The sequence below is a fragment of the Micromonospora sp. C28ISP2-4 genome (assembly GCF_030519385.1).
Lineage (GTDB): Bacteria > Actinomycetota > Actinomycetes > Mycobacteriales > Micromonosporaceae > Micromonospora > Micromonospora tulbaghiae.
Window position 1 is genome coordinate 40,928 of the sequence record NZ_JAUMKG010000006.1, and the last position, 12,095, is coordinate 53,022.

Annotated in this window: 9 protein-coding genes; 5 read left to right on the plus strand and 4 right to left on the minus strand. The window is 75.4% G+C overall.

Annotation, left to right across the window (positions count from 1 at the left end):
- Positions 1-232: 232 nt before the first annotated feature.
- A complete protein-coding gene (locus tag Q3W68_RS21640) occupies positions 233-3,130 on the plus strand; it encodes a glycoside hydrolase family 48 protein (RefSeq protein ID WP_302907517.1) in 2,898 nt (965 codons plus the stop codon).
- A 288-nt stretch (positions 3,131-3,418) separates the two neighbouring features.
- Here Q3W68_RS21640 and Q3W68_RS21645 read toward each other — a convergent pair whose 3' ends face one another.
- Complete coding sequence (locus tag Q3W68_RS21645) at positions 3,419-4,108, minus strand: DUF3159 domain-containing protein (protein ID WP_302907190.1); 690 nt, start codon at positions 4,106-4,108, stop codon at positions 3,419-3,421.
- Positions 4,109-4,201: 93 nt separating this feature from the next.
- On the opposite strand from Q3W68_RS21645, the gene Q3W68_RS21650 reads away from it, so the two are divergent.
- On the plus strand, positions 4,202-5,083 hold the full coding sequence (locus Q3W68_RS21650) for a phosphatase PAP2 family protein (protein WP_302907191.1): 882 nt from the start codon (positions 4,202-4,204) through the stop codon (positions 5,081-5,083).
- 6 nt (positions 5,084-5,089) lie between these two features.
- Positions 5,090-5,761, plus strand: coding sequence for a maleylpyruvate isomerase N-terminal domain-containing protein (locus tag Q3W68_RS21655; RefSeq protein ID WP_302907192.1), 672 nt, complete (start codon positions 5,090-5,092; stop codon positions 5,759-5,761).
- 4 nt (positions 5,762-5,765) lie between these two features.
- Here Q3W68_RS21655 and Q3W68_RS21660 read toward each other — a convergent pair whose 3' ends face one another.
- Positions 5,766-6,605, minus strand: a complete 840-nt coding sequence (locus tag Q3W68_RS21660; protein WP_302907193.1) for a DUF1028 domain-containing protein — start codon at positions 6,603-6,605, stop codon at positions 5,766-5,768.
- A gap of 178 nt (positions 6,606-6,783) precedes the next feature.
- Here Q3W68_RS21660 and Q3W68_RS21665 point away from each other — a divergent pair, with 178 nt between their 5' ends.
- Entirely contained in the window at positions 6,784-7,758 is a 975-nt protein-coding gene (locus Q3W68_RS21665; protein ID WP_302907518.1) for an LLM class F420-dependent oxidoreductase, read from the plus strand.
- 1 nt (position 7,759) lies between these two features.
- Positions 7,760-8,560 carry an SDR family oxidoreductase gene (locus Q3W68_RS21670; RefSeq protein WP_302907194.1) on the plus strand — a complete coding sequence of 267 codons (801 nt, stop codon included), beginning with the start codon at positions 7,760-7,762 and terminating at the stop codon, positions 8,558-8,560.
- Between the two features lie 72 nt (positions 8,561-8,632).
- Here Q3W68_RS21670 and Q3W68_RS21675 read toward each other — a convergent pair whose 3' ends face one another.
- Positions 8,633-10,903, minus strand: coding sequence for a transglutaminase domain-containing protein (locus Q3W68_RS21675; protein ID WP_302907519.1), 2,271 nt, complete (start codon positions 10,901-10,903; stop codon positions 8,633-8,635).
- A gap of 35 nt (positions 10,904-10,938) precedes the next feature.
- The gene (locus Q3W68_RS21680) at positions 10,939-12,093 is read right to left on the minus strand and encodes a DUF58 domain-containing protein (protein ID WP_302907195.1); all 1,155 of its coding nucleotides are present in this window, start codon (positions 12,091-12,093) and stop codon (positions 10,939-10,941) included.
- Positions 12,094-12,095 lie beyond the last annotated feature (2 nt).

Sequence of the window (12,095 nt, forward strand, 5' to 3'; positions counted from 1 at the left end):
CGCTTCCATGTCACACTCTCGTCACGCCACGCGGAGCCAGTGAACGCGAGCGCGGGCCGCCGAGGGCACCCGGTGACGAACCGGTGCGGCGCCCCGATCCCCGGCACGGCCGGGACGACCACCTTTCCGGACGCCTCCGTCCCCCCGCGTACGCCCCGTCGGCGCGTGGAGGCGCCCCGCCGGGGCCCACGGTCCCGGCCCGGTCCGAGGAGACACCGCCCACATGAGACTTCTGGCCAGACGTCGCCGTACGGCGATGGTCGCCGCCACCGCCCTCGTCATAGGCGGGGTGGCCCTGCCCGCGGGCGCCGCACAGGCCGCGCCCGCATGCGACGTGACCTATGCGACGAACGACTGGAACAACGGGTTCACCGCCAACGTCACCATCAAGAACCTGGGCGACGCGCTCAACAACTGGTCGCTGAAGTTCACCTTCCCGAACAGCAGCCAGCGCGTGGTTCAGGGCTGGTCGGCCCGGTGGAGCCAGTCCGGCAGCGAGGTCACCGCGACCAACGAGTCGTGGAACGGCAGCCTGCCCACCGGCGGGTCCACCAGCATCGGCTTCAACGGCAGCTTCAGCGGCAGCAACCCGAAGCCCACCGCGTTCACCCTCAACGGGGTCGCCTGCAACGGCGCGCAGACCAACCAGCCGCCGACGGTCTCCCTGAGCGTGCCGTCCGGCCCGTTCGAGGCGCCGGCCGACGTGCCGCTGACCGCGACCGCGAGCGACGCCGACGGCACCATCAGCAAGGTCGAGTTCTACCGCAACGGCCTGCTGGTGAACACCGACACCACCGCGCCGTACGGGTACGACCTGCTCGACCTGCCGGCCGGCAGCTACACCGTGCAGGCCAAGGCGTACGACAACGCGGGCGGCACGGCCGTCTCGGAGAAGTCGTTCACAGTGACCGAGGCGAGCGGGCCGAAGCTGGTCGCCAGCCCGTCGGCGGTCACCGTCGCCGAGGGTGGCAGCGCCACCGTCCGGTACACGCTCAGCGCGGCGCCGACGGCCAACGTGCCGGTGACCCTCGCCGTCACCGGTGACAGCGACATCACGGTCTCGCCGTCCACGCTGACGCTCACGTCGAGCAACTGGAGCACCGGCGTCACCGCCACGGTGTCGGCCGCGGAGGACTCCGACACGGTCGGCGGCACCGCCACGATCACCGCGTCGGCCACCGGCTACGCCCCGATCTCCGTCGTCGCCACCGAGGCGGACAACGACACCCCCGGCGGCGACAACGCCTACATCAAGAAGTTCCTCGACCAGTACGGCAAGATCAAGAACTCGGGCTACTTCAGCCCCGAGGGCGTGCCGTACCACTCGATCGAGACGCTCATCGTCGAGGCACCCGACCACGGCCACGAGACCACCTCGGAGGCGTTCAGCTTCTGGCTCTGGCTGGAGGCGCAGTACGGCCGGGTCACCCAGAACTGGGCCCCGTTCAACAACGCCTGGACGGTGATGGAGAAGTACATCATCCCGTCGCACGCCGACCAGGCCACCGCCGGCTCGCCCGGCACCCCGCAGTACGCCGCCGAGCACAACCTGCCCAGCCAGTACCCGTCGGCGCTGGAGGCCAGCGTCCCGGTCGGCCAGGACCCGCTGCGCTCGGAGCTGCAGTCCACCTACGGCACCGGTGACATCTACGGCATGCACTGGCTGCTCGACGTGGACAACACCTACGGCTACGGCCGCTGCGGCGACGGCACCACCCGGCCCGCGTACATCAACACGTTCCAGCGGGGCACCCAGGAGTCGGTGTGGGAGACCGTGCCGCAGCCGTCCTGCGACACGTTCAAGCACGGCGGCCCGAACGGCTACCTGGACCTGTTCGTCAAGGAGTCCAGCGCCCCGGCCAAGCAGTGGAAGTACACGAACGCCCCGGACGCCGACGCGCGTGCCGTCCAGGCCGCCTACTGGGCGCTGACCTGGGCCAAGGCGCAGGGCAAGCAGGCCGACGTGGCGGCCACCGTGGCCAAGGCCGCCAAGATGGGCGACTACCTGCGCTACGCGCTGTTCGACAAGTACTTCAAGAAGATCGGCAACTGCGTCGGGGCGTCCACCTGCCCGGCCGGCAGTGGCCGTGACTCGGCGCACTACCTGCTCTCCTGGTACTACGCCTGGGGTGGCGCGTACGACACCTCGCAGAACTGGTCGTGGCGGATCGGCTCCAGCCACAGCCACTTCGGCTACCAGAACCCGTTCGCGGCCTGGGCCATGACCAACGTCGCGGAGCTGAAGCCGAAGTCGCCGACCGCGGTCTCCGACTGGCAGAAGAGCCTCGACCGGCAGCTGGAGTTCTACACCTGGCTCCAGTCCGCCGAGGGCGGCATCGCCGGTGGCGCCACCAACAGCTGGGACGGCAGCTACGCCCAGCCGCCGTCCGGCACCGCCACCTTCTACGGCATGTACTACGACGTCGACCCGGTCTACAACGACCCGCCGTCGAACCAGTGGTTCGGCATGCAGGCCTGGTCGATGCAGCGCATCGCCGAGCTCTACCTGGAGACCGGCAACGCGAAGGCCAAGGCGCTGCTGGACAAGTGGGTGCCGTGGGCCATCGCCAACACCACTGTCGGCACCAACTGGTCGATCCCGTCGGACATGAAGTGGACCGGCCAGCCGGCGAACTGGAACCCGAGCAGCCCGCAGCCGAACACCAACCTGCACGTCGAGGTCACGGTGAAGGGTCAGGACGTCGGCGTCGCCGGCGCCTACGCCCGCACGCTCATCGCGTACGCGGCCAAGTCCGGCAACACCGCGGCGAAGGACACCGCCAAGGGCCTGCTGGACGCGCTCTCGGCGTCCGCCGACAGCAAGGGCGTCTCGACGCCGGAGAAGCGCGGCGACTACAAGCGCTTCGACGACGTCTACAACGCCGCCGACGGCCAGGGGCTCTACGTCCCCAACGGCTGGACCGGGAAGATGCCCAACGGCGACGTGATCGCCCCGGGCAAGAGCTTCCTGGACATCCGCTCGTTCTACAAGAACGACCCGGACTGGCCGAAGGTGCAGGCGTACCTGGACGGCGGTCCCGAGCCGGTCTTCAACTACCACCGGTTCTGGGCGCAGGCGGACATCGCCATGGCGTACGCCGACTACGGCACCTACTTCCCGCAAGGGTGAGGTGACCCCTCCTCCGCGGGCGGGTGAGAGCCCGCCCGCGGAGGAGGCCGACCCGGCCGATGGGGGAACGGAGCGGCCGGGTCGGCGAACGGCCTGACGCCCACGGTCAGGCCGGGTGGGCCGGCCGTCCGGCCGACGCAGCGGACCGGCCGGCCCACCACTCCGCCCGGCGACGACCCATGGCGCGAAAAGGCACCGAAAATTCAGCGGTCCACGGGATCACATCCGGGCCTCGGACGGAGTAACGTATTTGACGGAGAGGCCGCTCCCCCCGTGGCGGCCTCTCCATTATTCTGTGCGCGCCCCCACACCGTCGGCGTCCGCCGGGTCCACCGGATGCCGCAGCCCCGGATGACCGGCCGGCAGCGAGCGCCGGATCACCACCCAGCTTCCCGCCAGCGCCGCCGCGATCAGCGGCCAGGTCAGCGCCGCCCGCGCCACTGTCAGCGCGATCACCTGTCCGGACAGCCACAGTGGGACGAACACCGCGACCCGCAGCACGTAGGTGGCGGCCCACACCCAGCTGGCCCGGCCGTACGCCCGCAGCAGCGCCGGGTCGCGCCGCCACCGGGTGCGCTGGCCCAGCGCCGTGCCGACCACCACGCCCAGCAGCGGCCACCGCACCACGATGCTCACCGCCCAGGCCAGCGCGCTCGCCGTGTTGGCGGCGATCTGGAGCAGGAAGAAGTCGGCGGCCCGGCCGGTGCGCAACGCGATGAGCGCTGCCACGCAGACCGCGAGCAGCCCTACCAGCACCGAGCGGGGACGGTCGCCGCGCCGCCACCGCCAGCCCGCCACCGCCGTGCCGGTCAGCACCGCCGCGAGCACGCCGCCGCCCAGGCCGCCGAGCACCCAGCCGAGCCCGAACGCCAGCGGGGGAAGAGTCGCGTCCACCGCCCCGCGCCGGCCGCCGAGCAGGTCGGCCAGCGACTCCGGCCGCGGTCCGTCCTCCGGTTGCCGCTGCGGCGTGCCGGTCACGCGCCACCTCCTCGAAATCGCCCGCCTCACCGTACGCCGCCACCGATGGCGCTCCGCCGCGCGCCGAAGCGGACCTACCGTTAAGTTGTCCGGGTGCGGGAGACGGCGAGGGGTTGGACGGCGGTCTGGTTGGTCGTACTGGCCCTGATCCAGACAGCCGCGTTCGGGCTGGTGTGGCGCTTCGCCGTACACACCGAACTGGGCCAGTGGCTGGACACGGTGGCGCTCACCGGCAACCGGATCGGCCAGGACCGCATCGACGGTCCGGTGGACACACTCCTCAACGCCATGTCGGTGGTGTCGCTGCTGGCCGCGACCGCCGTGATCGGCTTCATCGCGTTGATCCGGGGGCGCAAGGCGCTCGCCGTCACCGCGACGCTGCTCATCGCCGGCGCCAACGTGACCACGCAGCTGCTCAAGCACTACCTGGTCCGTCCCGACTTCGGCATCGACCCGGAACGGGCCGCCGCCGGCAACAGCCTGCCCAGCGGGCACACCGCGGTGGCCGCCTCGGTGGCGGTCGCGCTGATCCTGGTGCTGCCACGCAAGCTGCGGGTCGCCGGCGCGTTCCTCGGCGCCGGGTACGCCGCCGCCGCCGGCGTCGCCACGCTCTCCGCCGGCTGGCACCGGCCCAGCGACGCGGTCGCCGCGTACCTGGTGGTCGGCGCGTGGGCCGCTGTCGCCGGGCTGGTGCTGCTGTTCTTCCAGCGGGAGCAGGCGGTGGTGGAGCCGGGCGACGCGCACCGGGTGGCCGGCGCCGTGCTCGGCGGCATCGGCGTGGTGGCCCTGCTGGCCTCCGCGGTGGCGCTGTCCTGGCTCGTCGACCGTTCCACAGTCCCCGTCGAGGCGCTCGGCCGCCGTCCGCTGTTCATCGGGTACGCGGGCAGCGCCGCCGGCATCGCCGGCACGATGGCCGTGGTGGCCGCGCTGGTGCTGGTCGTGGTGCACCGGCTGGTGCCCCGCTGGAAGGGCTGACCGCCGGTGCGGACCGTACGGGCGGCGTTCCGGGCCGAGTGCGAACGCCTGGAACGGGTGCTGCGCGACCTGGACGACGCGGCGCTGGACCGGCCCACCCCGTGCCCGCCCTGGCGGGTACGCGACCTGATCGCGCACGTGAGCACCGGAGCCGGGCGCCTGGCCCCGATGCTCGCCGAACCCGCGCCGCCCCGGGCCGAGGTCGACGCCGCCGCCTACTTCGGCGCCGCCAAGTTCAGCCCGCCGGTCGACCGGGACCGCGTCGACTCGGCACGCCGGGCCGCCCGGGAACACCCCGGCGCGGCCGAGGTGGCGGGGGAGTTCGGCCGGGCCTGGCGCGCCACCGACGAGGCGGTCGCCGCAGCGCCGCCCGGCCGGGTGGTCCGCACCCGGCACGGTGACGCGATGGCGTTGCCGGAGTTCCTGCGTACCCGCGTGGTGGAGGTCGCGGTGCACGGCCTGGACCTGGCCCACGCGCTGGACCGGCCGCCGTGGCTGACCCCGGCCGCGGCGGCCGTGGTGGTCGGCGTGCTCACCGGCGGCGGGCCGGTGCCGCCGGGCCTGCGCTGGGACGCGCTCACCGTGCTGCGCAAGGCCACCGGTCGGCTGCCGTTGACCGGCGACGAGCAGGCCGAGCTGGCGCGCGCGGGCATCGGCCGGCTCGCCTTCGGCGGCTGACCTCTCAGCGCCCGGCACACCGCCGCAGGTGGTCCAGCACGATCGGGTCGATCCGGCCGGGCACGAAGCGTTCCTCCAGGTTCTCCAGGCCGGTCCAGGCCGCCAGCGCGTCGTCCAGGCCGGCCGGGCCGACCGGGTGACCGGTGGCGGCGAGCAGTTCCGCCACCTCGGCCGCGAGCGGACCGGTGAGATCCCGCAGCGTCGCCGGCTCGGGGCGGCCGAACAGCATGTGGTGGATGCCGAGCAGGCGGCGCAGCTCGGCGACCGGGTCGGCGTGGTCGTCCACGCGCAGGTCCACCAGCTGGTCGCCGGTGCCGGCGTAGCCGCCGTGGCGCTGCACCACGAGTATCGCGGCGCTCTGCCGGCCGCGCCGGTCACCGCCGGCCGCGTCACCGGCGGTGAGCGCCGCCAGCATGCGCTGCGGGAACGGCAGGTCGTCGCGGGCCAGCCAGGCGTCGCGCAGCGCGTCGATCACCTGCGGGCCGGTCAGGATGTTGCCCTGCGCGGCCCAGCCGTCGCCGGCCTGCCCACCCGCCCACGGGTGGCAGCGCGGCCCGGTCCAGGTGGCACCGTCGCCGCTCGCCCCCACCACGGCGAGTTGCCGGTCGTCGCGGCCCGGGTCGGCGGCGACCAGCCCGGCCACGGCGTCGGTGGCGCTGACGCCGGTGCGCAGCAGCGCGAGCGCCTGCGCCCGGTAGGCGAGGTTGGCGTGCGCCTGGGTGGCGACCGCGCCCACCAGTGCCTCGGCGGCCGGCACGAGCGCGCCGGCGGCGAGGAAGCGGCTGGCCACTGCCACGCCGTACAGGCGCCCGTCGGCGGAGCGGGCGACGAGCGAGAAGGTCACGCGCGGATCGTAGCCCGGGCGCGGTGCGCCGCACGGGCGTCGCCGCTCAGAACGGCGTCGCCGCCTCCTCCGGCCGGCGGCCCCGGGCGCGGCCGAACGCCTCGTACCCATATCCGCCTGGATCTTGCTCCCGGTGGGGCCGGACGGGCACCATCGACGGGTGACGAACCGATGGGGCATGACCGTGCCGCTGGGCGGCATTCCGCTGGCCGACCACGCCGCGGTCTACGCGGCGCTGGACGACGCCGGATTCACCGACGTGTGGTCGTCCGAGGTGGCCGGCGCCGACGCGTTCACCCCGCTGGCCCTGGCCGCCGCGTGGTCGCCACGGCTGCGCCTCGGCACCGCGATCACGCCGGTGTTCACCAGAGGGCCCGGACTGCTCGCGATGAGCGCCGCCGCGCTGGCCGAGGCCGCGCCGGGCCGCTTCGCGCTCGGCGTCGGCTCCTCGTCGCCGGTGCTGGTGCGGGACTGGAACGCGATCGCGTTCGACGAGCCGTTCAAGCGCACGCGGGACGTGCTGCGGTTCCTGCGGGCCGCGTTGCGCGGCGAGACCGTCGACGGGGCGTTCGACACGTTCGCCGTCCGGCGGTTCACGCTGGAGCGCCCGCCCAGCGTGCCGCCGCCGGTCGTGCTGGCCGCGCTGCGCCCCGGCATGCTGCGCCTGGCCGCCGCCGAGGCCGACGGGGTGATCCTCAACTGGCTGGCCGCCGACGACGTGCCGACAGCGCTCGCCGAGGTGGGGGAGCGCCGGCCCGGCTTCGACGTCGCCGCCCGCATCTTCGTCTGCCCCACCGAGGACGCCGCCTACGCCCGCGCGCTGGGCCGCCGCATGATCACCGGCTACCTGACCGTGCCCGCGTACGCCGCCTTCCACAGGTGGCTCGGCCGGGAGGACTCGCTCGGCCCGATGTGGCAGGCGTGGGCCGCCGGGGACCGGCGGGGCGCCTCCGCCGCCGTACCGGACGAGGTGGTCGACGCGCTGGTGCTGCACGGCTCGCCCGAGCAGTGCGTGGCGGCCGTCCGCCGGTACGCCGACAACGGCGTCGACGTGCCGGTCGTCGCGGTGCTGCCCACGCCCGAGATCACCGAGGGCGGCGCGACGGCCTGGATGGACCTGCTGCCCCGGCTCGCCCCCGGAAAGGTGGCCTGAGATGAACCTGACCGACCGGGTGGTGGTCATCACCGGCGGGGCCGGCGGGATCGGCGTGGCACTGGGCCGCCGGTTCGCCGCCGAAGGCGCCGCCGCCGTCGTCCTGGCCGACCTGGCCGCCGACGCGGCCCGCGCGGCCGCCGACGCGATCGGCCCGGTGGCCAGCGGCGCCGGGCTCGACGTCACCGACGAGGCGGCGGTACGCGCGCTGGTCGAGGAGACCGAGCGCCGTCACGGCCGCATCGACCTGTTCTGCGCCAACGCCGGCGTGGCCACCGGCGGCGGCATCGACGCGCCCGACGCGGACTGGGACCGGGCCTGGCGGGTGAACGTGCTCGGGCACCTGCACAGCGCCCGTGCCGTGCTGCCCGGGATGCTCAGCCGGGGCCAGGGTCACCTGCTGCTCACGTGCTCGGCGGCGGGTGTGCTCACGGCTGTCGGGGACGCCCCGTACACCGCCACCAAGCACGCCGCCGTCGGTCTCGCCGAGTGGCTGGCGATCACCTACCGGGACGCCGGCATCCGGGTCAGCGCGCTGTGCCCGCAGGGCGTCGACACGCCGATGCTCGCCGACGGGCTCGCCGAGGGGCACCTGGGCGCCCGGGTGATCGCCGCCTCCGGGGCGATCCTCACAGCGGACCAGGTCGCCGACGCGGTCGTCGCCGGGCTGGCCGAGGAGCGGTTCCTGATCCTGCCGCACCCGGAGGTCGCCGACTACGCCCGCCGCCGCGCCGAGGATCCGGACGGCTGGCAGGCCGGGCTGCGCAAGCTCGTCCGCAAGCTGCGCGCCGCCGACCGCTGAGCCCGGCATGTCACGGCAGCCCTCCGGGCCGCGGGCGGCAGCGGGGCGCACGCCGGCGCCGTCCCGGTCCGGTCAGCGGCGCCACCGGAGCGGCCCCGGATGGACCGTCCACAGCAGCCGTCGCCACCGTGGCCGGGCCGCGCGCAGCGCGTCGGCGAAGCCGGCGCTCAGCCGTGCGGCCCGCTCCGCCTGTTCCGGCGTGACGCTGCCCGGCGCGAAGCCCGCCTGGTTGAGCAGAGTGGCCAGCTCGTCGACCGCCGCCTCGTCCGGGCCGCCGGCCGCCGCGCCCGCTCCGGGCCGGTCCCTGGGGCCGGCCGCGCCCTCTCCGGGCCGCGCCGCGCGCGCCTCGACGAGCGTGCGGCGGGCCCGCTCGGCCACCTCCGCCGCCGCCAGGTCCGGCCCGGCCGGGTGTCCGGCCAGCCGCAGCGCGTCGGTCAGCTCCCGCCACGCGCCCGCGACCCGCTCGCCCGGGTCGGGGGCGTCCAGACGGGAGCGGGTCAGCCGTCGGCGCGCCGCGAACAGGGCCGCCAGCATCGCGCCGACCAGCAACGCCAGCCCGCCGACGCCGCCACCGACAAGCACCGGCGTACCCGGGCCGCCCTGCTCCCGGCCTGGCGGGGGCGCGGCGGCCGGGGGAGTGGCACTCGGCTCCTCGGTGGGCGCCGGCACCTCCGACGGCGGCGGATCCTCCGGCTGCGGCCGGAAGTCCTCCTCCACGGGGCGGGGCTCGGAGTCCGGACGCGGCATCGGGTCGAACGGCACCCAGCCGACGCCGTCGAACAGCACCTCCGGCCAGGCGTACGCGTCGGCGGCCCGCACCGGTCCGTCGCCCTTGGGCTCGAACCCGACCACCACCCGGGTCGGCAGGCCGGCGAGGCGGCCGAGCACCGCGAACGCGGCGGCGAACTGCTCCGAGGTGCCCCGCTGCCCACCGCCGTTACGCGGTCCGAACAGGAAGAACGCCAGGTTCGGGTACGCGTGCCCGCTGGGCGCGTCGGCGGTCACCCGGTAGTGCTCGGCCAGGAACGTGGCGATCGCGTCGGCACGCGCGTACGGGGCGCCGTTCGACTCGGCGAGCTGGGTGGCGAGCCGGCGCAGCGGCTCCGGCGCGCCGTCGGCCACCCGCAGCACCCGGGCCACCTCGTCACCGGCGGGCACGTTCGCAGTGGGCAGCAGGTTCGCATCCGGGCGTTCCCGCACCGACGACACCTCGTACCGCAGGCCCGGCGTGAGCCCCTCCGGGCGGATCAGCGTTCCGGTCGCCGGGTCGTACGCCACCCGCGCGCCGGTCACCTCACGCGGCGTGGGCACCGCCGGCAGCAGCCGCCCGGTCAGGTCGCCGACCGTGATCTCCTGGCGCACCTCGTCGGAGGCCGCGCCCGGGGCCGGCGCGGCGGCGGGCAGGACCCTTCCCGCGTTGCGGTACGTGGCGCCGACCCGCCAGGTCACCCCGTCGTAGTCGCTGAGCACCGCCAGCCGGATCCGCGGCGACCCCTGCCCGGCCGCGTCCCCGGTCGTACGCACGTCGAGCAACCGCTGGTCCGGGTTCAGCGCCCACCCGGAGATCCGGATCAGCGGGTTCTCGTCCAGCGACTCCACCCGGGGCGGCTCCACGTAGCGGCGCGGGTCGACCGGCCGCTCGTCGACCTGGGCGGCCACCACCGGGGCGAGCAGCGCCGCCAGCGCCACCACCACCGCCAGCCCGGCCGCGCTCGCCGCCACCAGCCGCAGCCGGACCGCCGCGCGTACCGCTGGGTTGAGACCGGCGACCGGATCGGGCGCCGGGCCGTCGCGGCGCCCGGGCGTCGCCAGGCCGGCCGCCGCGACGGCCGCGAACAGCACTGTGGGGCCGATCGCCGGATCCGCGTTCGGACCGACCACGTAGAGCGCGCCGGCGTAGAGCAGCGCCGGCGGCAGGTAGCCCAGCAGCACCCGCCCGGCCCGCAGCGCCACCTCGGCGGCGGTCAGCCCGGCCAGCCACGCCGCGACCACCGGGACCAGCACCGTGTCCGGGGCCGGCTCGACCGGGATCATCGCGGTGAGCAGCCGGGGGATCGCGTTGCGGGCCGCGTCGGCGGCCACCTCACCGAGCCCGCCGGGCAGCGCCGCGTGCGCGGCGGCCAGCCGCAGCGACAGCAGCGTCCACCCGGTCAGCGCGGCCACCGACAGCGGTGCGACAAGCCAGGACGGCAGCCGCCGCGCGGCCACGCTGACCAGCACCGACCCTGCTGCCGCACCGGCCATGAGGCGGGTCAGCAGCGGGTCCGCGTACACCCGGCCCAGCACCACGCCGGAGAGCGCGACCAGCACGACCAGCGCGGCCGGGACCGGCGCGGCCCGCAACGCCCGCCCCGCCGCCGTCTCGGCCCGCGGCGGCGTCACCACCGGCGGACCCCGTCCCACTCGGCGGCGAACGCCGCGCCGTCCGCGGCGTCCAGGATCGTGAGGCCCGCCGCGCCGGCCGCCGTCGGCCCGTCCGCGCCGAACACCCCCACCACCACCGAGGGGTACGCGCCGCGCAGCCCGCCGACGTGCCCCAGGTCGTCACGGCCACCCGGGCCGGTCAGGAAGACGAGCGTGTCGCCGAGCCGGTCCCGGCGCAGCCGTCCCGTCGCGGCGGGCAACACCTCGGGTCCGGCCTCCGCCAGCTCCACGGCGGCCAGCCGGTCCAGCGGCCCGGCCGCGCCCGCGGGCTCCACCTCGGCCGGTACGACGAGCAGCAGCTGCACCGGCAGGTCCTCCCGCACCGCGGCGGCCACCACCGACGCCGCCGCCTCGCACGCCGACTCGAACGACTCCGCGACACCACCGGCCCGGCCCGGGTGCGCCGACGCCCGGTTGTCCAGCACCACCACCAGGCGCGGCAGGCTGGTGTCCACGTTCTCCCGCACCATCAGCTCACCCACCCGGGCGCTGGTACGCCAGTGCACCCGGCGCAACTCGTCGCCCACCACGTACTCCCGCAGCGAGTCGAACGTGATCGACCCGTGCGGCACGCTGTCGGTACGCCCGTCCAGGCTGCGCCCGGCGCCGGTGGGCACCGCTGACAGCGGGTGGATGCGCGGGTGCACCCACACCGGGACCGTGCCGCCGTAGCCGCGCGCCAGCGCCACCAGCCCCAGCGGATCCCGGCGCACCACCCGCAGCGGCCCCACCGGCACCACCCCGCGCCGGTGCGTCGGCACCTCGTACCGCGCCACCGTGTCCCGGCCCGGGCGCAACCGCAGCAGCGGCACCGGCACGAGCGCGCCGGCGCAGCGGTCCTCGGCCACCAGGTTCGCCGCCCGCAACCGGCCGGTGTTGCGCACCGTCAGCTCCATCGCCGCCGGCTCACCCCGGGCCACCCGGTCCGGGTCCGCCCGCCGCTCCACACTCAGCCGGGGCCGCCAGGCCGCGTTCACCACGGCGTAGCCGACCGCCACGCCGGCCACCGCGCCGAGCACCGTCAGTTCCGGGTACGCGTACCGGAACCCCACGCCGAGCAGCACCAGAGCGGCGACGAGCAGCCCGATGCCACGGGCGGTGATCCCCACGC

What these genes read in the sequence shown, in the direction of transcription:
- Q3W68_RS21665 (WP_302907518.1), top strand. Translation starts at nt 6,784, where the DNA reads ATGACCGTGCCGCTGGGCGGCATTCCGCTGGCCGACCACGCCGCGGTC.
- Q3W68_RS21670 (WP_302907194.1), top strand. Translation starts at nt 7,760, where the DNA reads ATGAACCTGACCGACCGGGTGGTGGTCATCACCGGCGGGGCCGGCGGG.